Source organism: Mesorhizobium sp. M0598, from assembly GCF_040320865.1.
GTDB lineage: Bacteria > Pseudomonadota > Alphaproteobacteria > Rhizobiales > Rhizobiaceae > Mesorhizobium.
Window position 1 is genome coordinate 1 of sequence record NZ_JAMYQL010000008.1, and the last position, 20040, is coordinate 20040.

Genomic DNA, 20040 nt, shown 5'->3' on the forward strand with positions numbered 1-20040 from the left:
GAACCGTCAAATCCCCATAGCCGCAAAACCGAAATCTCCACCCCGCGGGTTCCTTCCCTGGAGGCTTCCGGACGCCGGCCTCGAGCCACGCCATCTCAGTAGACGGCCGGCATCCGAAACCCATCACAACAGCGGACGTTGTTGGATTGCGATCCGCAGCACCAAGGTGACGAAGGCCGTCAATATTCTTCGCGTTGACAGCGGTTCTGTGGGAAGCGAAAGCTGCGTCCAATAGGAAGCTCGCGCTACCTCTTCTCCAGGCCTTTGAGATGTTCGATGAAGGCCCGCAGTTTGGGGTGAACTTGAGACCGCTGCGGGTAGTAGAGGTACACACCCGAGCTTGTCCCGGTGAAGTGGTCCAGAACGACTTCGAGCTTGCCGCTCGTCAACTTGTCGCTGATCGCTTCTTCAGGGCTGTAAACGACCCCCAAGCCGTCGACGGCCGCATCGATCGCCAGCAGAACATCATTGAGGATCAGCGGCCCCTTTACCTGAACCTCAAATCCCTTGCCGTCGGTCTCGAACTCCCATCGATCGTACACACGATTGCCAGCTCCCGCGCAGATGCAAGGATGGGCCAACAGGTCTTTTGGATGTTCAGGGTGCCCATGCTTGTCAAGGTAGGCCGGTGCAGCAGCCACAACCCATCGGATGGGACCGAAGAGTTTGAGCGCCACGACATCTTTGGCAAGGATGTCTGACACCCGTATTCCTGCATCAAACCCGCGCTCGAATATGTTGGTGGCCGCGTTCTCGAAGAAGATCTCAACCGTCACATCCGGGTACTTTTCGATAAAGGTCGCGATCAGCGGCCTAAGGAAGTTCGGATAGACGGTCTGCGGGACATTCAAGCGCAGACGACCGGCAGGCTTGTCCGCTGCGCTTCCCGCGTCCTTCATAGCGGAAAGGATCGCATCCAGCGCCGGTCCCGCCTGTTGCAGGAATTTCTCCCCGGCTTCGGTCAAGCTCGTAGCTCGTGTCGTTCTTGTAAGCAGGGTGACGCCCAGGCGAGTTTCGAGGTGTCTGATCATCTTGCTTATCGCAGGCGGCGAAACCCTGAGTGCTTCTGCCGCCGCCGTGAAGTTCCGCTTCTCGGCGACAAGCGCAAACGCCACAAGCCCATCAAGCTGATCCTTGTCCATTATGAACCTCTGGTTAATGTCGCATCAACCCGAATGCCATTTTTTGAAAGGAACGGCCATCGTATTCTGCGCTCACTTACGAAGACACAGCCGCAAACGCTGATGTGTTTCGGAGGTTGATCAAACCCGGTGGAGGTGCAGCACCATGAAGAACTATGCAGACGATTTCGAAACAGGCGCTCCCGAGATGCCAAGCCGCCGTAAATTGTTCGCCGCTGGGCTAGGCATCGCCGCAGCGTCGCTGCTGCCTCTTTCCGAGTCGAGAGCTCAAACGGCAACATCGGGTGCCGCAGCCACAGGTGCAAGGTCATCGAACCTTCAGCGTCGCATGCTCGGCTCGCTGGAAGTCTCTGCCATGGGGATGGGCTGCCAAAACTTTGCCGGGATGTACAGCCCGCCCACGAACAGGCAGGAGGCCGTGCGGATCATCCGGGCGGCGCATGACCGGGGCGTGACCTTTTTCGACGTCGCTGAAGTCTATGGACCCTTCCTGGGCGAGGATATTGTTGGCGAGGCGCTTTCGCCGATCCGCGACCAGGTGATCATCGCGACCAAGTTCGGCTTCGACATCACGCCCGAAGGCCAGGTCACAGGCGTCAACAGCCGCCCTGACAATATCAAGCGGGTGACCGAGCAACAGCTCCGCCGCTTGAAGACGGACTACATTGATCTTCAATACCAACACCGTGTCGATCCGACCGTGCCCGTCGAAGACGTGGCCGGAGCGGTGCAGGAATTGGTCCGTGAAGGCAAGGTCCGCCACTTCGGCCTGTCCGCTGCAGGCGAAGCGACCATCCGCCGCGCCCACAAAGTGCAGCCAGTCACGGCGGTGCAGAATGAATACTCTGTCTGGACCCGCGATCCGGAGGTGGAGGTTCTGGCGACCTGCGAGGAGCTTGGCATCGGGTTCGTGCCATGGAGCCCGCTCGGCATGGGATACCTGACCGGTACAGTCACCCCCATGTTCGTGCATGGCCCTGCCGACCTACGGGCCAACCTGCCGCGCTTCACGCCTGAAGCCCGCCGCGCCAACTGGCCGGTGGTCGAACTGCTACAGCGCGTAGGCGCACGTCATCAGGCTGCGCCCGGCCAGGTCGCCCTTGCCTGGTTGCTCGCCCGTAAGCCGTGGATCGTGCCCATTCCCGGCCCGACAACGGAGGACCAGATGGACCAGAACATGGACGCGCTGCAGGTCCAGTTGAGTGCGGCCGATGTCAAGGAGATCGATGACGGCTTTGCCCGGATCACGGTCCAGGGCGCGCGTCTCAGCCCACCAATGCTCGCGATGATCGATACCGGCGCAAAACTTGGAACGAGTTCCAAGGGCGGAACCGGCATGTCACCGGTCAGGTGACCAACCCACAAGAACCGACGGGCTGAAGTCTAGCCGGGTACCTGCGGCGCTTCTTGTCCGAGGCGCTGCCACCTCTGTGGTCCTCGCTCCGGTCTTTCCGGATCGGTAGGGCCAGCCAGAGAGCACAACGAAGGAGACTGCCATGAATAACAACAATCGGGTCGCTGTAATCACTGGTGCATCCTCCGGAATCGGTGAGGCGCTGGCACGTGAGCTTCTTTCAGAAGGATATCGCGTAGCCCTTCTAGGGCGGCGCCTCGAGCGTGTCGCGGCACTCGCAGACGAACTCGGCGAAGGCGCTATCGCGATCCAGGCTGACGTGACCGACCGGGACTCCATCGCTGGAGCCGCCGCGCGCGTCCAGGAGTTCGGCGGCGCCGATGTTCTAGTCAACAACGCAGGCGTGATGCTCACAGCGCCGTTTGGATCGGACAAGCGATCCGAGCATCGGCAGATGGTCGAAACCAATCTCCTGGGTGCCATGACTGTGACTGAGGTTTTCCTTGACCAACTCCGCGCCAAGAAGGGAGATCTGGTGAACATCTCTTCTGTGGCAGGTCGCGTAGCTCCAGCCGGGTTCGCTGCCTATTCGGCAACCAAATGGGGGATCAACGGCTGGTCCGAGGCGCTTCGCGTCGAACTCCAGCCAGACATCCGCGTGATAGTCATCGAGCCTGGTGCGGTGGCGACAGAATTATCCGACCACATCACACACGAGGAAAGCAAAAAGTCTGCTCAGGACTACCGCGACAACGTTGCAATTCCGGCTCAAGACATCGCCGAAATCATAGCCTTTGCTCTCAGCCGGCCGAAGCGGACGTCCCTCAACGGGATCCTGGTCCGCCCGACCGTGCAGGCGATGTGAACAACTGTCTTGCAGCCCCATGCGCCGCAAGATCGGTGAAGGGCTGACAACATGAAAGGACACATGAGATGAGTAACAAAGTGTGGTTCATCACCGGGGCAGGACGTGGCCTCGGCCTGGACATTGCCAAGGCGGCCCTGGCAGCCGGCCACAAGGTGGTCGCGACTGGCCGTAATCCAGACAAGGTGGCGAACGCTCTAGGTGCTTCCGACGACCTTCTTGTCGTGAAACTCGATGTCACCAAGGCCGCTGACGCCGACGCCGCCGCGCAGGCGACCCTTGAGCGGTTCGGACGGATCGACGTGCTGGTCAACAACGCGGCCAGCTTCTACGCCGGGTATTTCGAGGAACTGTCTCCCAAGCAGATGCAGTTGCAGCTAAGCACGAGCCTTGACCGTCCGATGATAGTGACGCGGGCGTTCCTTCCGGTCATGCGCAAGCAGCGCTCCGGCCAGATCGTCTCGATCTCCTCGACGGCAGGTCTGATGGGCTTTGAAATTCTGCACAGCCTACTCTGCTTCGAAGTTTGGCCTCGATGGCTGGATGGAAGCGCTGCAGACTGAAGTCGGTCCGTTCGGCGTCGAGACGATGATCGTCAACCCAGGCTTTTTCCGCACGGAGCTTCTGACCGAGGAGTCCACTAGTTACGCGGAAATCGCGATCGAAGATTATCACGAGCGACGCACGGCACAGATTGCCTTCTGGACGTCCCAGCACGGCATGCAGGGCGGTGACCCCGCTAAGCTGGCACGCGCTCTAATCACGCTCGCTGAGCAGGACGAACTGCCACGGCGCTTCCTCGCTGGCTCTGACGCTATCCAGGTGGCGGAGCAGAAGATTGCTCTCTTGCAGCAGCAGATCGAAGCGTACCGAGAACTGTCGAGTTCTCTCGCCATAGACTGAGGACGCTGGAACGCCCTGAGTCCACACCCTGCGTGCGGGCTTTGGGGCATTCGCCGATCCTCTATCTGCGTACCTTCCGAAGTCCGCTTTGGGCCGACTGTAGTCTTCGGGGCCACATTACTTCCCCTTGTAAGCCCAAGGCAGCAGCTCATCGATCCGGCTCTGCTTGTGACCGTTGACGATGGCGGTGAGCGTATTGGTCAGGTAGGCCTGCGGATCGACGGCGTTGAGTTTGCAGGTCTCGATGAGCGATGCGATGGTGGCCCAGTTCTCGGCTCCAGCGTCGTGCCCCGCAAAGAGTGCATTCTTGCGATTGAGGGCATCGGCCGGATGGTTCGCTCGACGCTGTTGTTGTCGATCTCGATGCGGCCGTCGGTCAGGAAGAGCTTCAAACCATCCCAATATTTGGCGATGTACGCCAAGGCCTCGCCGAGTGGAGACTTGGTCGCGACACGGGCGCGGTGATGGACGAGCCAGGTCTGCATGTCGGTGACCAGTGGCGTTGATCGTTCCTGTCGTCAGGCGAGGCGAGCCTCCGGATCAAGGCACGCAGTTCGGCCTCGATCCGATCCAGTTCGCTGATCCGCTTGACGCCCTCTTCGGCGATAGGTGCTGCTCCGTTGCGGGTTATCTCCACCAGCTTGCGGCGAGCGTGTGCCCAACAATAGGCAAGCCGGATGTCCGAGCCGACACGGTCAGGTGCGATCAGTCTGTTGTATCCGGCATAGCCATCGACCTGCAGGATGCCGGAGAAGCCCTGCAATATCCGTTCGGCATGAATGCCCCGAGCGTAGGTGAAGGCCACACCAGGCGGAGCACCGCCGCAACTGGATGTTCTCAACCGAACAGGCGCGCCTCAAATTGGCCAAGGCCTATCCAAAGCCAACCGCCAAAGAGTCATAATCCATGTGCAGAGATACTAGTTGCCGGCGGGCATGGTCAGTGCAGCAGGTTTGCTCCGCGTGCCTTGACGATGTTTCGCATGATGCCGTTAAGCCAGTCCTCAGTGGAGGAACCGGATCGTCTCCTGTCGATCTCGCCGATCGCCTGCTCGAGCGTCCGCTCGACCAGCCGGTCGGAAGCGTCAACGTCTCCCAGCAGCAGACGCGCTGCGAGCCTGAGCTTAGGCAGCAGGGAAAATACGTCGTCTGACGGCTCGGTCGCCAGATTTCCGCTTGATGCTTTGGGCTCGGAGGGGAAGAGAGCATCGAAAACAGCCTGGCCGTCCGAGGATTTTCTGAGGCTGCTGGCATACCGAAGGCGCTCAGGAATAACGATGTCTTCGTCGCCGCTGAAAAACACGAACGGCACGCCGCGGCGCATCAGTTCGTCCGCGATCGGGAATACCCGTCTTCCGTTGAGATTGACGTCCAGGATTGCGGCTTCCGCCTCATCGGTATGCTTCGACGCCTGTTCGACTGTCGCCACGGGGCCAAGCACGACGGCGCCCATCTTGCTGAAATAACGTGCAAGATCGCCCGCCAGCATCCATTCGTCCTCGACGATCAGGATATGCAAGCCTTGCAGGTCGCGCACCTCATTGTTCCTTCTTTCTGCGGGAGTCACGGCTGTCGGCGCGGACTTGTACAAAATGACGGGACAAGGCCTCTTGCAACCGTTCCGCGCGCGCGAGCAGACGAGGCGGGATTTCTTCGGATACCGGGACCTTGGCCAGATCCGGCGAACGTAACGAGATTTGTTTTGCCGGCTTTATCTCAGGTGGTCGTTTTGCCATTGGAACCGCCTCGAAAACCGGATGTTAATGCCCACCGGCGGTGCTTTGTTCCGTTCGAGGACCATTTACTGGCCTGAGGCTCGGTCCGGTCCTAAAGCACGTCGCGTTTTGCCGGCCTCATGCGACGCGCTTTAGGCTGTTGTTTTTATTCATCTCGTTATCGCAAAACCGCTGCACACTTTTGCGCGACATGCATTAGTCTGAGGTCCGATTTGGCGGTTTCGCAGCCGCGGCTGTTACCGAGGCGTGGCATGGTATTCCAGAACGGAAGATTTCCCATTGTCGGCGTCGGCGCATCGGCCGGCGGCATTCCCGCGATGGACGGCCTGTTCAAAGGACTGACCGGCGGCACCGGCATGGCGTTCGTCGTCGTCACTAATCTGAGCCCAGAACGCGAAAGCCTGCTGCATGACGTTATCGCACGTTACACCGGAATGCCGGTCATCGTCGCCGAGGAGGGCATGGCGGTCCAACCCGACCAAGTCTATGTGATGCCGCAAAACGTCGTCCTCACCATCCGTAAGGGCGCGCTTTCGCTACGCCGGCCGAACACGCTTAACCGCGAGCGCAAACCGATCGACATCTTCTTCCGTGCACTGGCCGAGGACCAAGGGGAGTACGCCGTAGGCATCATCCTGTCGGGGGGCGATTCGGACGGCACGCTGGGCGCCCGGGCGATCAAGGAACATGGCGGGTTGACGATTGCCCAAGCCTCCAACGGTTCCGGCGCGCGCAACCCGGACATGCCGCAAAGCGCGATTTCGAGCGGCCTGATCGATATCGCAGCGCCCGCCGAGGAGATCGGCGCAAAGCTTCAGGCGTTTGGCCGCGGCTTCAATGTGCTGAACGGGCTGGCCGAGGGGGGTGGCGAGCACAAAGCTGACGTGGATCGGGCCGCCGATGAAATCGACCCCACTCTGCGCGGCCATTCCGGTCACGACTTTTCCAGCTTAAAGACGAAGACGTTCTCCGTCAATGAAGAGGCAGAGTCGACCAATGAGCTTGAGGCCTCGAAGGAGGAAATGCAGTCGCTCAACGAAGAGCTAAACACCATCAACGCGGAGCTGACCGGCAAGATAGAGGAACTCGATCGCGCCAACAGCGATCTCAGAAACTTGTTCGAAAGCACGGAAATCGCCACCATCTTCCTCGACCGCAACCTTGTGGTGCGGACCTTTACTCCCGCCGCGTCATCGTTCTTCAACTTGCGTCCGTCCGATGTCGGCCGACCGCTGACCGATCTTTCGAGCCAGCTCGACTACCCCGAGTTGAAGCGGCACATCCAGGCGGTGTTCGAGACGGGAGAGACCCTGAACCATCACCTTGCGCGCGACGACAAGGGCCGGTTCTATCTGGTTCGCATCAACCCTTACCGGGACAAAGGCGGCAGCATCCAAGGCGTGGTCGTGACCATGATCGACGTGACGACGCTGGCGCAGGCGGAAGAGCGTCAGCAGGTGCTCATCTCGGAGCTGAACCATCGCGTCAAGAACATGCTGGCGGTCGTCGCCAGCATCACCAACCGGACGCGCGAATACTCGGCGTCGAAAGAGGAGTTCGCCGAAGCCTTGATCGGGCGCCTGCATGCAATGTCACGAGCCTATAGTCTGCTCTCGCGCGAGAGCTGGACGGAAGCCTCCGTCGAGGAACTGCTGCACCAGGAACTCGACGCCTTCGGGGCCGAACGGTTCGAGCTCGATGGCAAGCGGGTAAGCCTCAAGCCTGTACAGGGGCTTTCGTTCGGCATGGCAATCCATGAACTGGCGACCAATGCCGCCAAATATGGCGCACTGTCGAAGCCTGCCGGGCGGATAATTGTGAAATGGTCGGTGGTGGATGGAACCTTCAAGCTCGTCTGGCGCGAGAAGGGCGGCCCCCGCATCAAGGAGCCAACCGACAGCGGCTTCGGCCTTACCCTTCTGCGCGGAGAAATCGGCTATAGGCTGGGCGGAAAAGTTGAAACAAGTTTCCGCTCAAATGGTTTGGAGGCGGAAATCGCATTCCCTCTGACCCGCGAGGAATCGTCGTGACCGGAAAGGTGCGTGTGCTGATCGTCGAGGATGAATGGCTGATCGCCGACGATGCGGCGGCTTACCTGCGCAAAGCCGGCCATCAGGTGGCTGGACCTGTTTCGTCGGTGACGGCGGCACTCCGGCTCATTGGCGAAGGCGGCGTCGACGCGGCGTTACTGGATATCCAGTTGAACGACGAAACCAGCTATCCCGTTGCGGAAGCGTTGCGGACGCGTGGTGTTCCGTTCGCCTTCCTCTCCGGCTTTGGCGAACGCGAAATTCCGGCCGGGTTCCGCGCTTGCAGGATCGTGCAGAAGCCGGCGAGCCAGAGTGCGATCCTGAATGCCGTGGATGAACTCGCACGAGCCGGCTGAGGTCGCGATTTGAAAGTCGCGCCAGGTCACATCGGCGTGGTGCGTGCCTGCCGCGAACGACAAACGCCTATGGCATTATCCGCACCGGTACCGATTTGACCGCCGGAACATGAGCCTTTTCGGCTCTGTGCCACAAAGGAACCAGCGGGTTGAGCTCGGGATAAATAACCGGCACAATTTCCCTCCGGCACCGAGTAAGGCGTGATGCGCAGTCCGTGCACGCGGCGCTCCACACCGTCCTGCGCGTTGGCTTCGAGATCGACCTCCTGTCCCACGCTCAAACCGAGGCGCTGGATATCTTTCTCGCTCATCAACAGCACCATGCGTGTGCCGCTGATGCCGCGCAGCCGGTCGTTGTAGCCGTAGACGGTCGTGTTGAACTGATCGTTGGAGCGGACCGTGATCAGTGTCAGCACATCATCGCCGGCGACATCGATGTCGGGATCGGTTTCAAGGCCACTTGGCAGCTTGAAGTTGGCCTTCTTGTTCGGCGTCTCCCACACCCGCTTGCTCGCCTTGATGTCGCGATGGAAGCCGCCGGGCGTCAGGAAACGCTCGTTGAAGTCGCGGAAGTGTTGGGGGTAGCAGCGCTCGATTTCGTCGCGGATGCGGGAATAATCCCCAACCCACTCGTCCCATGGGATCGAACTCCTGCCCGGCACTGTCGCCTTGGCAAGCTCGGCAACGATCCTGGGTTCGGAAAGCAGATTCGGCGAAGCCGGAGGTCGCGATCCGAACGAGCCGTGGATACAGGCGGTGGAATCCTCGATCGACACTCTTTGGTCGCCGCTTGCCTGATGATCTCTTTCCAGCCGTGACAGGCAAGGCAGCAAATAGGTTGTCCGCCCGGCGATCAGGTGACTCCGGTTGAGCTTGGTCGCGATCTCGACATGCAGGTCGAGCCCACGCCAGGCTTTCTCGACCAGGCCGGTTTCCGGCACGGCCCGCACGAAATTGCCGCCGAGCCCGACGAAGCCCTTGACCGATCCGTCGATGACGCCTTCGCACGTCTCGACCGTATCGAGACCTTTCTCGCGCGGCGGTTCAAAGGCGTAGAATTCGGCGAACTTGTCGAGCGGGACGAGCTCGGGCTTTTCCGATATGCCGACGGTGCGCTGCCCCTGGACATTGGAATGGCCGCGCAGCGGCGAAATGCCGGCGCCGGGTTTTCCGATATTGCCGCGCAGCATCAAAAGGTTGCACAGCATCTGGACGTTCTCGGTGCCGTGCCGATGCTGGGTCAAGCCCATGCCGTAATTGCCGATCACCGCGTTGGCATGGCTGTAGACCTCGGCGACATGCTCCAGGTCGGTCTGCGCAATGCCGGATCGCGCGACGATATCGCTCCACTGGGTTTTGCGCAGGAAGGCTTCGAATTCGGCGAAGCCATGCGTGTGCTCGGCGATGAAAGCCGGGTCGAGGACACGCGTCCTGCCGCTTTCGCGGGCGGCATCGTCGAGCGCCAGCAAGGCCTTGGCGATACCCGTCATCGCGGCGATATCGCCGCCCGAACGAACCTGGAAGAAGTCGCTGGACATTTTGGTGCCAGGCCCGGGCGACAGCATGTCGACAGGGTTTTGCGGGTTCTTGAAGCGTTTCAGTCCCCGCTCTGGCAAGGGATTGAAGGTAAAGACGGGCACGTTGCGTTGACGTGCCTCTTGCAGCGGATGCAGCAGGCGCGGCGCCGTCACCCCGGTGTTGTGCCCGAAGAAGAACATCATGTCGCATTTCGCAAAGTCTTCGAGCTGCACGGTCCCGACCGGGGAGCCGATCGATTCCGGCAAGCCGACCGAGGTCGATTCATGACACATGTTGGACGAATCGGGCAGGTTCGAAGACCCATAGATTCGTGCAAAAAGCTGGTACATGAACGAGGCCTCGAGCGAGGCGCGGCCAGACGTGTAGAACACTACCGATTTGGGATCGAGCCGCCGCAGTTCGGCAGCTATGTCGCGGAACGCATCGTCCCAGGAGACCGGCTCGTAACGGTCGGTGGCGGCATTGTAGCGCATGGGCTCGGTAAGCCTGCCCTGCTTCTCCAGATCGTGGTCCGGCCAATCGAGCAGTTCCGTCACCGAATGCTCGGCGAAGAAAGCGGTTTCGCAGCGCAGCTTGGTCTGGTCCCACATCGTCGCCTTGGCACCGTTTTCACAGAATTCGAACGGCCTCGGCTGGGCTGGCTTTGCCCATGAGCAAGACACGCACATATAGCCGTCGGCCTTGTTCTGCTTGAGCAGCGTGCTCCATATCCCGGGCAATAGCAGGCCTTCGCCGCGCGCCTTGCGGACCAGGGATTTGAGCGATCCCCAGCCGCCTGTCGGGTGGTCGTATTTCTTGGTTTCGATGCGATCGGTTACGGCGGGTTTCATGCAAGCCACTCCCTGTAGAAGAGCACTCATACGAACCCCGCGGTGAGGCTGAATGTTCCGGGCTGGGTCCGTACCGTCACGCCGGTCCGTCTCGCCGGAACCATTTCCGCCATCGTTTGTTCGGCTCGAAGAAAGGAGCCGCGCGAAATGGAGCGACGTAACGCGTTAATTGCGATGGTGATTTCGGCCATTATTATCGTCGGCTTTCTCATAGGCTTTTTGTACGGCGATATGGGCTGGCAAACCTCGCCGCTCAAAAGAGCCCCTGAGCAGAACCAGGGTGGCAATGCTCCAGCCGACACCTCGCCTGCCGCCGGCATCAAAAAGAACCCCAAGGAAAATACCGAAATGCCAGGCCAGCAATGACGTAAGGCCAGCAATGAAATCCAGCAGCAAGGCAATACCACGAACTGAAACGGGGTCCTGTTTTTGCGGCGCCATAACGGCGGAGATGCGCGGCGAGCCTTTCTGGATTTGCTCCGATCACGATGACGACTGCCGCAAGGCGATAGGAAGCCCACTAACGGTGTGGGTCGGTTATCGGCCTTCCGAATTCTCGTTGCTCACCGGCACGCCGAAGACCTTTTCGAAAACCCCAGGCGTGCTTCGGTCCTTCTGTGCGGATTGCGGAACATCGATCGGCTATGTCGACCAGGGCCTGCCCGACGAACTCTATCTGGCGATCGGCTTCCTCGATCATCCCGAACGGTTTCCGCCGCAGGCTCACGCATATTGGGACATGAGGCTTCCCTGGGTCGACTTTCCAGACGAGCTGCCGCGGGTGGGGACGTATTCGAGGCGGCGAGATCCGGCGTTCGGAAATCCGGCAGACCGATAGCCTACTGCCCGCCTGCAGGTGGAAAAGTACCGTTCGCAGCCTCGTACGAAAACGACAATTGGCGCGCGGCCGAAAACGCGCGATCATGTGCCAATGGGCCGCCGTTTGGATGACAAGCTCGATTGCAAGGCGTGCGGGACGATCCTGATGGAGATTCCCGACAACCCGAAGGATTCGACGCCGATCCATTGCAGCAATTGCGGCGCCTATCTCGGCGAATGGGGCGATCTGCAGGAGGATTTCTTCAGGCAGGCGTTCGGTGCCCAGGCCTTCGATCTGAACAACGGAAACATCATCAAGAAATAATCCTGGATCCCGCCGGCCCCAAGCCACGGCCTGTGGACCCGGCTCGTTGCGGCAATCACCGTTAGTATCGGACCCTCGGGAACCTTTCTCCCGAGCCGCTTGTTTGGGTGGCGGAAGGAGAAACGCCATGAGCACAAAACCTCCGCCTGTGCCGCCGAAGAATCTGAGCCCAAAGGGCGCCGGTGACAAAAAATCGGTAGCAGCCGACCAGGCGCCGCAATCGACCGTGCCGGATCCCGACAAGCAGGGCCAGCAAGGCAATACGAAGGTCAACACCACCCATCAAGGCAACGTCCAGGATCGCTAGGTCATGTCCACGTCGAAGAAGACTCCTGCCAGCATCCTCCAGGGCGGTCCCGGCGCCGCGCACGAAAACGCCAAGAAGCCGCTGAGCGTCGAAAAGCCGCCGGCCGACTCCGACCGTCGCAGCCACAGCAAGGTCTCCGGCGGCGGCGGCGAACGCGACAGCCACCATACCCACGACCCCGAAAAGAAAGGCGACACTCGGCCCGCGCATCAGGGCAAGTGAAGTCGGGCGGCGACGCGATGATCGGTGTGGTTCGAGCGAAGTGTCAGCGGGGACGCCGCGCCGAGGCGAACGGCACGACATTGTCGACAATTGCCACCGGCAAGTCGAACAGCATCGGAAGCCCGCGCGTCGCGGCCATTTCCACGATCAGCTCCTCGATGGAGTGATCGGTCAGACGGGTCTCGACGCCCAGCCGGATCATCGCCGCCAGCTTGTGCACCGGCACCGGCACGGACTTCGCCCGGTCGTCGAGCAGCTTGCTGATTTCGATCACGACGTCGGCGTCGATATTCCTGGGCAAGTCTCGCATAAGCGCCTCCCCGCCAAACGAAACGAAAAGCCCGTCGCACCTTTCGACACGGCGGGCGATCCAGTAATGCGTCCCGGCGAGGGGATCGGGGTGGGCGTGCCGGCGCGCGCAGATCGCAAGTAATTTTAGTTAAATCCGTCAACTTCGATGTGTCACGGAAAAACGTCTGTACGTTTTTTACCGAACCGCACGGATCGTTAGCTGTCCCCGCCGTCGCGCGGCGCGGCAGCACAGATGGCGCGATCCATTGCCCTCCGGACAGCGAACTCAAACAGTATACATTATAAACTTAAAACATCTTGCCAGGTGATCCAGCCTATGCTCCACTTGAGCCGGGAACATGGCTGATAGGTCGATTTCTGCCGACACGTGGCTGCATTTCAAACGGCACGACTACGAGAACACAGCCTCAAACGATATACGAAATCTTCGCATGGGAAGGCGTGGATGACGGAAACGATAGAGCTCAAACGGGTTGGCGATGGCAATCTGCGTGCCCAGGTCTATCAACAAATCCGGTTGACGATACAGCATGGCGAATTGGCGCCTGGCCAGAAGCTCGTCGACGTCGATATTGCCGCCCAGCTCGGTATTTCCAGAATGCCTGTTCGCGACGCCTTGATGCAGTTGGTGCATGAGGGCTATCTCGTCGGCACCACACGCGGCTTCACCCTGCCCACGCTTACCGCGACGGATGTCGCCGACATCTTCGAGGTCCGCCGCTTGCTCGAGCCGCGTGCCGCCGCGCACGCCGCACGGACACTTGACGCCGCTGGCCTCAAGACGCTGGCAGCCGCGCTTCGGGAGGCCGAGGCTGCGGCCGCCGCCGGCGATGCCGACCGCTTTTTCCAGGCCAATTCGGCATTCAGGAATTGTTGGCTCGGCGCCGTCGCGAACGAGCGCCTTTCACAAACGATTGCAAGGTTCGCCGATCACGTGCTCGTCGTCCGCTTAAGGACGCTGTCGCACCAGCCGACGCAGGCCGTTATCGTTGCCGGCATGCGCGCAATCTATGAGGCATTCGTCAAGCGCGACGCCGTCGCCGCTTACGACCGCATGACCCACTTCATTCAGAACGCCGAGGAGCGTTTCATGAAGCTGAGCCCGCCGTTTCAAAACTCCAACGGTGAAGGTGAGGGCATGTCGCGTCGGGGGAAAGCATGATCAGGAAGCAGCACCCGCTGAAAGGGCCGAACAGGTTCAAGCTCGGCGTCTTTTCAATGAATGCCGATGGCGGCCTGGCAATGACCACCGTTCCCGAGCGCTGGCGTGCCCGCTGGGAAGACAACCTCAACTCCGCCTGTATCGCCGATCGCGCCGGCCTCGAGTTTCTGCTGCCGATCGCCCGATGGCGCGGCTTCGGCGGTCTGACGCATGTGCGGGAATGGTCGTTCGAGACTTTCACCTGGGCGGCGGGACTTGCTGTCGCCACCGAGAACATCGGCCTGTTCATGACCGTGCATGTGCCGCTGGTACATCCGCTGCAGGCTGCAAAAGCGCTGGCGACGGTCGACCACATCTCCAACGGGCGGGCTGGCTTGAACATTGTCTGCGGCTGGAACCCCGACGAGTTCGCGATGTTCGGGCAGACGGTCGGCGATCGAACCTACGATCAAGCGGAGGAATGGATCAACATCATCGTGCGTGCCTATCAATCGAGGGAGCCGTTCGACTTCGGCGGCGAGTTCTATGATCTGAAGGGGGTGGTCAGCCGCCCGCCAAGTCTGCAGGCGCCACGACCGGTGACCATGAACGCCGCCTTCGGCGCGCCGGGGCGCAACTATGCGGCGCGCCACTGCGACTATTTGTTTTCGACTTTTTCCGAAATTGCCGACGGCCGTGCGCATGTGGTCGACATTACCAACCGCGCGGCCGAAGTCGGGCGCGAAGTCGGCGTCTATACGGTCTGTCACGTCGTCTGCCGGGAGACCCAGCAGGAAGCCGAGGACTACTACCGGCACTACGCGCTGGAATGCGCGGACGAGGGTGCGGTCGACGAGCACATGCGCAAGAAGAAGGAATTCGCGAACTCGCACGATGCGAAGGCTTTCACCGAATATCGGCAAAGGTTCGCCGGTGGTGCCGGAACGTTCCCGCTCATCGGAACGCCGGAAAAGATCGTCGACGATCTCACCGAGATCATGGACCAGGGTTATTCCGGCGCCGCCCTCACATTCGTCAACTACACCTACGAATTGCCCTTCTTCTGCGACCGCGTGCTGCCGCTGATGCGCCAGGCCGGGCTTCGAGTCAATTGATGCCGGCGGCCGCCATTCCGACCCCGTGGGTGCATGGGCACGACGCCATCAATCCGCGCGCCTTCAAGCAGGCGATGCGGGCCGTGGCGGGCTCGGTCGCCATCCTCGCATCGGAACATGACGAGATCGGTTTTTGCGGCATCACGGCGACGGCTCTCTGCTCGTTCAGCGCCGAGCCGCCGTCGCTGCTGGCCTGCGTCAACCGCGGCAGCACCTTTGCCTCGGCCATTCGCGAAGGTTTGCCGTTTTCGGTCAATCTTCCCGCCGGCGACCAGGAGAACGTTGTACGTGCCTTTGGCGGCATGACCAAAGCCAAGGGCGCCGCGCGGTTCTCGACCGGATCATGGGTGCGTGGCGAAACCGGCGCGCCCTTGCTTGTCGGCGCACGGGCAATATTCGAATGCCGGGTGGCCGAAATCATTGTGCGGGCGTCGCACATGATCGTCATCGGCATCGTCTCAGGCGTCGCGCTGGACCGCGCTGACCGATCGCCGGTCTTCTACGCGCATGGACGGTTCCTGACAGTAGGAGATGATGCCAACTAACCGCCGTTCACGCGGCGGCGCAGCGATTGCAATTTCAGATCGGCCCGATCATGGGCCGGATCATGGGCGAACTATCAGAGGGAGTACGGCAATGCGCATTTGGAAATCCCTTGTTTTGGCTGCACTCATGTCGGGTGTAGCGGGTATCGCCACGGCCGAAGAGGTCGTCCTCAACGCCGTGCATTTTACGCCGACGCAGAACGGCTACGCCCAGAGCTTCCTGAAATTCGTTCAGAAAGTAAACGAAAAGGGCAAGGGCGTGGTCCAGATCAACGTCCGTGGCGGGCCGGAGGTCATTCCGCCGATCCAGCAGGGCGCGGCGCTCAGGAGGGGCCTGATCGATGTGATCGACACACCGGCAGGGCAGTTCCTGGAGCTCGTGCCCGAAGGCGAGGTTTTCTCCGCATCGTCGAAGACGCCGTGGGAGGTCCGCGACAATGGCGGCTGGGATTTCATCAACGGAATTTTCGAGAAGAAGGCCAATGCCCATCTGCTGGCGCATGTCGACGCGGGTTCGGGCTTCAACGTCTTCACCGTCGACGAACCCAAGCTCAATAGCGAAGGCAGCATCGACTGGGGTGGCCTGAAAATCCGTTCCTCGCCGCTCTACCGCGATTTCCTCGAATCGCTAGGCGCGACGGTGATCGTGCAGGCGCCGGGGGATGTCTACACCTCGCTCGAGCGCGGCGTCGTCAATGCCAACGCCTACACGGTATTTGGTTATGCGTCGTTCGGCTGGGACAAATTCACCAAATACCGTGTCGACCCGCAATTCTTCAAAACCGATGTGCTGATCTCGATCAACAAGGCGAAATGGGACACGCTGTCACCCGAGGCGCAGAAGCTGCTTGCCGACACGGCCGTCGAATACGAGCGCGTGAGCTATGACGCCAATCTCGCCGAGTCCGAAAAGCAGGCACAGGCAATGATCGGCGGCGGGCAGAAGGTGATCAGCTTGACCGGCGCCGGCCGCGACAAATTCCTGGCGGCTGCCACGCAGGCGAGCTGGGCGAGAATGGCCAAACGCGATCCCACCAACATCGATCAGTTGAAGAAATTCTTCCAGTAGCCCGAGCCGAGGGTGCTGGTGCGCCCTTCATCAAGGTGGACATGAGGGTCGTCGGAAATGGACGGATTGTTTGCAGCGATCGGGAAGCTGAACCTTGCGTTGGCGGCGGCGGCAAAAGTGGTGCTTGGCCTCATCATCGTCGCGGTGGTTGCTGATGTGTGCGTCCGCAATCTCGGCCTGAGGCCGCTTGCCTGGGCGGTGTCCGCAACGGAATACGGTCTGCTCTATGCGGCATTTCTGCCGATGCCCTGGCTGGTCCACAGCAAGGGCCATGTCTTCGTCGAGTTCCTGCGCCAGGCGCTGCCGGTGCGGGCACGGGCGGTGCTTGAAAAGCTGGTCTATCTCGCCTGCATTGCCGTCAGCCTCTACCTCGGCAGCGTCGCTCTGTCTTCGCTGACAAGTGCCGTTGCGGGCGGCGAATACGAAACGCGCAGTTTCGATATGCCGAAATGGCTGGTCTTTCTGCCCATCATGCTCGCCTTCTATCTCTCGGCGCTGGAATGGCTCAGATATCTGCTCGGCCGTGACACGCTGTACACGCTCGATCCGCTGGAAATGGAAGGGCTCTGACCGGTGGCCTGGCTGTTTCCATTCGCCGTGCTCGTTGGCACCATCCTGGTGTTGATGGGGCTTGGGCTGCCGGTCGCCTTCGCGTTCTTCGTCACCAATGTGATCGGGCTGTACCTGTTCTTCGGCGGTTCGATCGGCGTGACGCAGATGGTCGCCAACTTCTCCGACGCTGTCTCGACCTATGCGCTTGCTCCGCTGCCGATGTTTCTCGTCATGGGCAGCCTGTTCTTCCGCTCCGGCCTCGGCGAGAAAGTCATCTACGCGCTCGACCTGTGCGTCGGCAATCTGCGCGGACGCCTCGCCTATGTCGTCCTCGCCGCCGGCACGATCTTTTCGGCGCTGTCAGGTTCCAGCCTTGCCAATACCGGCATGATGGGCTCGCTGATGGTGCCCGAGATGCTGAAGCGAGGCTACAAGCCGCATATGGCCTACGGCCCGGTGCTTGGCGCCGGAAGCCTTGCCGTCATCATCCCGCCATCCTCGCTGGCCGTCTTGCTCGGCTCGCTTGCCCAGATCGACGTCGGCGCGCTGCTCATAGCGGGGGCTCTGCCCGGACTGCTGCTCGTTGTCATGTACGCGGCGCTGATCTTCGCGCAGACAAAGATCGATCCGGACGCCGCTCCGCACTATCCGGTACCCGCCGTTCCCGCGGCCGAGAAGGTGAGGGCGGTTGCCGTCAACATCATTCCGATGAGCGTCATCGTGTTCATGGTGGTCGGCACGATCATCCTTGGGATAGCGACGCCGACGGAATCGGCCGGACTCGGCTGTGCCGCCGTCTTCGCCTTGTTGTTTGTCTACCGACGGTTCAGCTGGTCGGTTGTCTGGAAGTCGCTGGATGATGCGATGAAGGTCACCGGCATGACCTTCCTGATCATCTCGGCTTCGACGACGTTCTCGCAGATATTCGCCTTCTCCGGCGCCTCCAACGGCTTTATCCAGTTCATCGTGGGCTACGATCTTGGACCGTATCCCATGCTGCTCATGATGGTGCTCGTCATCCTGCTGCTCGGCATGTTCATGGATCAGGTCTCGATGATGCTGATCACGCTGCCGATCTTCCTGCCGATCGCCCAGCAATTCGGCTACGAGCCGGTATGGTTCGGGCTGATCCTGCTGCTCGCCTATGAGGTCGGCTTCACCACGCCGCCGTTTGGTCTGCTGCTGTTCATCATGATCGGCGTTGCGCCGAAAGGCACATCGCTCAAGACGGTTGCCATGGCTGCGGCGCCTTACATCGCGCTGACGCTTCTGCTGATCCTGCTGATTGTCCTCTTTCCGCAGATCGCTCTCTTTCTTCCGAATTTGATCTAGTCGAACTCGATCCAGCAGGTGTCCACATGCGCTTTGCCTATCTTGCTTTCTTCCATGATGACCGCGAGGCAAATTTGGCCATCGCCGGCGAAGATGTTGACGCTGTGCGGCGTGTGATTGCATCGACGCCGGGCCTTGCGCTTGCCAACATCTATCTGCCCGAAGTGGCGACGGACATGTTCAACAACGATGGTCCACCGCCGGTCTTTGGCTTCCAGCTCTATTTCGACGAACTGGCGGACATGGAGGCGGCGCTGGCGCCGTCCGGCCATCTGCAGGCGCTTGCCGCACCTGGTATGCTGTCGAGCATCGCCGCTTCGGGGCCGACGCAACAGGCAATGTGCATGCGTCCGTTTCCCGTCGATGACGCTGGCGTCAAGACGTCCGGGCTCCCCTGCAGCTATCTTGTCCACTATCCCGGGCCGGCCGAAGACATGAATGCCTGGCTCTACCACTATGTGACGCATCATCCGCAATTGATGCGGGGCTTCCCCGGCATTCGCCACATCGAGGTTCTGTCGCGACTGGATTGGTGCGGTTCGCTTCCCTGGCCGCGGATCGACCATATGCAGCGCAATCGGGTCATGTTCGACAGTCCCGCGGCATTGACGCACGCGCTGCAATCGCCGGCGCGGCTGGAGATGCGCGCCGACTACAAGACCTTCCCGCCGTTTTCAGGCGGCAGCCGGCATTTCCCGATGTCGACGGAAGCCGTGCATCCTTTGGCGCGGGCCACATAGCGCACACAGGTTTTGCCGACGCCGAAAATTTCTGGAGATTTCATGTACGACTTTCGCAAGAAATGTATCTCTCTCGATCGCCTCATCGGTACCTTCTGTGCCATCCCGCACCCTGTGGCGGTCGAAGTGGCCGCCGCCAGCGGGGTCGATTTCCTGTGCATCGACTGGGAGCATTCGCAGATCGGCCGCGAACGGCTCGAGGATCTGATCCGCGCCGCCGATGTCCACAGGATTCCCGCGATGGTGCGCGTTCCCGGCCACACGCCGGAGTGGATGGCGGCCGCGCTCGACGCCGGCGCGTCGGGTGTCCTGGTACCCCGCGTCTCCACGGCCGAGCAAGCGCGCATGGCGGTCATGGCCTGCCGGTACCCGCCGGTCGGCGCCCGCGGTGTCGGCCCGGGCCGCGCCGCCGGTTATGGCTACAGGATTCCGGACTACCTCAAATCGGCCAACGAGGTCCTGACGGTCGCCATCCAGGTCGAGACGGCCGAAGGCCTCGCCAACATCGACGACATCGTCCAGGTCGACGGCGTCGACGTGGTCTTCATTGGCCCCGGCGACCTGTCGGTCTCGATCGACGCGATGGGGCCCGCCGGCCAGGACAAGCTCAATGCAGCGATTATGAGGATCGCGGCCGCGGCGCGCGCGGCCCGCAAGGCCGTCGGTATCTTTCGCCCTTCGGCGGATGATGTCGGCAAATGGTCGCGGCACGGCATCAGCTTCTACATGCTGGCCAGCGACACGATGTTTCTCGGGGCCGGCCTTGCCGCCGGCGTCGCCTCGGCGCGCAGCGCCTCATAGCAAGAG

At 61.0% G+C, this 20040-nt stretch carries 22 protein-coding genes and 3 pseudogenes; 18 read left to right on the top strand and 7 right to left on the bottom strand.

Going from position 1 to position 20040, the window contains the following annotated elements; genetic code table 11:
• Positions 1–245: 245 nt before the first annotated feature.
• Entirely contained in the window at positions 246–1142 is an 897-nt protein-coding gene (locus NKI59_RS12670) for a LysR family transcriptional regulator (RefSeq protein ID WP_352704607.1), read from the bottom strand.
• A gap of 328 nt (positions 1143–1470) precedes the next feature.
• Between NKI59_RS12670 and NKI59_RS12675 the strand changes: the two genes are divergently transcribed.
• The 3 genes and pseudogenes from NKI59_RS12675 (at position 1471) to NKI59_RS12685 (ending at position 4264) form a co-directional block, all read left to right on the top strand.
• The gene (locus NKI59_RS12675) at positions 1471–2496 is read left to right on the top strand and encodes an aldo/keto reductase (protein WP_352704719.1); all 1026 of its coding nucleotides are present in this window, start codon (positions 1471–1473) and stop codon (positions 2494–2496) included.
• A gap of 142 nt (positions 2497–2638) precedes the next feature.
• A complete protein-coding gene (locus tag NKI59_RS12680) occupies positions 2639–3361 on the top strand; it encodes an SDR family oxidoreductase (RefSeq protein ID WP_352590419.1) in 723 nt (240 codons plus the stop codon).
• A gap of 68 nt (positions 3362–3429) precedes the next feature.
• Positions 3430–4264 (top strand): annotated as a pseudogene (locus NKI59_RS12685) (SDR family NAD(P)-dependent oxidoreductase).
• Positions 4265–4381: 117 nt separating this feature from the next.
• Here the strand turns inward: NKI59_RS12685 and NKI59_RS12690 are convergent.
• The 4 genes and pseudogenes from NKI59_RS12690 to NKI59_RS12705 all read right to left on the bottom strand — a co-directional run bounded on the left by NKI59_RS12690 (position 4382) and on the right by NKI59_RS12705 (position 5999).
• Complete coding sequence (locus NKI59_RS12690; RefSeq protein ID WP_352704721.1) at positions 4382–4522, bottom strand: transposase domain-containing protein; 141 nt, start codon at positions 4520–4522, stop codon at positions 4382–4384.
• Positions 4465–5069, bottom strand: a pseudogene (locus NKI59_RS12695) (IS66 family transposase). The gene NKI59_RS12690 and the pseudogene NKI59_RS12695 overlap by 58 nt, the downstream one beginning before the upstream one ends.
• 134 nt (positions 5070–5203) lie before the next feature.
• Complete coding sequence (locus NKI59_RS12700; RefSeq protein ID WP_036238319.1) at positions 5204–5800, bottom strand: response regulator; 597 nt, start codon at positions 5798–5800, stop codon at positions 5204–5206.
• Position 5801: 1 nt separating this feature from the next.
• The gene (locus NKI59_RS12705; RefSeq protein ID WP_156937318.1) at positions 5802–5999 is read right to left on the bottom strand and encodes a hypothetical protein; all 198 of its coding nucleotides are present in this window, start codon (positions 5997–5999) and stop codon (positions 5802–5804) included.
• A 251-nt stretch (positions 6000–6250) separates the two neighbouring features.
• Here NKI59_RS12705 and NKI59_RS12710 point away from each other — a divergent pair, with 251 nt between their 5' ends.
• Both NKI59_RS12710 and NKI59_RS12715 read left to right on the top strand, forming a co-directional pair.
• The gene (locus tag NKI59_RS12710) at positions 6251–8029 is read left to right on the top strand and encodes a chemotaxis protein CheB (protein WP_352704609.1); all 1779 of its coding nucleotides are present in this window, start codon (positions 6251–6253) and stop codon (positions 8027–8029) included.
• 14 nt (positions 8030–8043) lie between these two features.
• Positions 8044–8385 carry a response regulator gene (locus NKI59_RS12715; protein WP_352620992.1) on the top strand — a complete coding sequence of 114 codons (342 nt, stop codon included), beginning with the start codon at positions 8044–8046 and terminating at the stop codon, positions 8383–8385.
• 67 nt (positions 8386–8452) lie between these two features.
• Here NKI59_RS12715 and NKI59_RS12720 read toward each other — a convergent pair.
• Positions 8453–10754, bottom strand: a pseudogene (locus tag NKI59_RS12720) (FdhF/YdeP family oxidoreductase).
• Positions 10755–10901: 147 nt separating this feature from the next.
• Here NKI59_RS12720 and NKI59_RS12725 point away from each other — a divergent pair.
• The 5 genes from NKI59_RS12725 to NKI59_RS12745 all read left to right on the top strand — a co-directional run bounded on the left by NKI59_RS12725 (position 10902) and on the right by NKI59_RS12745 (position 12427).
• Positions 10902–11120 (top strand): hypothetical protein, encoded by a 219-nt coding sequence (locus NKI59_RS12725; RefSeq protein ID WP_254818791.1) that lies wholly within the window; start codon positions 10902–10904, stop codon positions 11118–11120.
• A gap of 13 nt (positions 11121–11133) precedes the next feature.
• Complete coding sequence (locus NKI59_RS12730; protein WP_502897406.1) at positions 11134–11592, top strand: GFA family protein; 459 nt, start codon at positions 11134–11136, stop codon at positions 11590–11592.
• Between the two features lie 147 nt (positions 11593–11739).
• Positions 11740–11898: a hypothetical protein gene (locus NKI59_RS12735; RefSeq protein ID WP_023676108.1), complete on the top strand. Its 159-nt coding sequence runs from the start codon at positions 11740–11742 to the stop codon at positions 11896–11898.
• 127 nt (positions 11899–12025) lie between these two features.
• Positions 12026–12205 (top strand): hypothetical protein, encoded by a 180-nt coding sequence (locus NKI59_RS12740; RefSeq protein WP_031193315.1) that lies wholly within the window; start codon positions 12026–12028, stop codon positions 12203–12205.
• A gap of 3 nt (positions 12206–12208) precedes the next feature.
• The gene (locus tag NKI59_RS12745) at positions 12209–12427 is read left to right on the top strand and encodes a hypothetical protein (RefSeq protein ID WP_352704611.1); all 219 of its coding nucleotides are present in this window, start codon (positions 12209–12211) and stop codon (positions 12425–12427) included.
• Positions 12428–12470: 43 nt separating this feature from the next.
• On the opposite strand, the gene NKI59_RS12750 is transcribed toward NKI59_RS12745, so the two are convergent.
• Positions 12471–12737 (bottom strand): hypothetical protein, encoded by a 267-nt coding sequence (locus NKI59_RS12750; protein ID WP_352620994.1) that lies wholly within the window; start codon positions 12735–12737, stop codon positions 12471–12473.
• 447 nt (positions 12738–13184) lie between these two features.
• Here NKI59_RS12750 and NKI59_RS12755 point away from each other — a divergent pair, with 447 nt between their 5' ends.
• The 8 genes from NKI59_RS12755 (at position 13185) to NKI59_RS12790 (ending at position 20034) form a co-directional block, all read left to right on the top strand.
• The gene (locus NKI59_RS12755) at positions 13185–13901 is read left to right on the top strand and encodes a GntR family transcriptional regulator (protein WP_352590403.1); all 717 of its coding nucleotides are present in this window, start codon (positions 13185–13187) and stop codon (positions 13899–13901) included.
• Positions 13901–14995 (top strand): LLM class flavin-dependent oxidoreductase, encoded by a 1095-nt coding sequence (locus NKI59_RS12760; protein WP_352451596.1) that lies wholly within the window; start codon positions 13901–13903, stop codon positions 14993–14995. The genes NKI59_RS12755 and NKI59_RS12760 overlap by 1 nt, the downstream gene beginning before the upstream one ends.
• A complete protein-coding gene (locus tag NKI59_RS12765; RefSeq protein ID WP_352590400.1) occupies positions 14995–15540 on the top strand; it encodes a flavin reductase family protein in 546 nt (181 codons plus the stop codon). The genes NKI59_RS12760 and NKI59_RS12765 overlap by 1 nt, the downstream gene beginning before the upstream one ends.
• Before the next feature lie 91 nt (positions 15541–15631).
• Positions 15632–16609 carry a TRAP transporter substrate-binding protein DctP gene (gene dctP / locus NKI59_RS12770; protein WP_352590397.1) on the top strand — a complete coding sequence of 326 codons (978 nt, stop codon included), beginning with the start codon at positions 15632–15634 and terminating at the stop codon, positions 16607–16609.
• 57 nt (positions 16610–16666) lie between these two features.
• Positions 16667–17179 carry a TRAP transporter small permease gene (locus NKI59_RS12775; RefSeq protein ID WP_352620997.1) on the top strand — a complete coding sequence of 171 codons (513 nt, stop codon included), beginning with the start codon at positions 16667–16669 and terminating at the stop codon, positions 17177–17179.
• A 3-nt stretch (positions 17180–17182) separates the two neighbouring features.
• Complete coding sequence (locus tag NKI59_RS12780; RefSeq protein WP_352620999.1) at positions 17183–18493, top strand: TRAP transporter large permease; 1311 nt, start codon at positions 17183–17185, stop codon at positions 18491–18493.
• A 26-nt stretch (positions 18494–18519) separates the two neighbouring features.
• Entirely contained in the window at positions 18520–19233 is a 714-nt protein-coding gene (locus tag NKI59_RS12785) for a hypothetical protein (RefSeq protein WP_352621000.1), read from the top strand.
• Between the two features lie 42 nt (positions 19234–19275).
• On the top strand, positions 19276–20034 hold the full coding sequence (locus NKI59_RS12790) for an HpcH/HpaI aldolase family protein (protein WP_352590388.1): 759 nt from the start codon (positions 19276–19278) through the stop codon (positions 20032–20034).
• Positions 20035–20040: the final 6 nt, after the last annotated feature.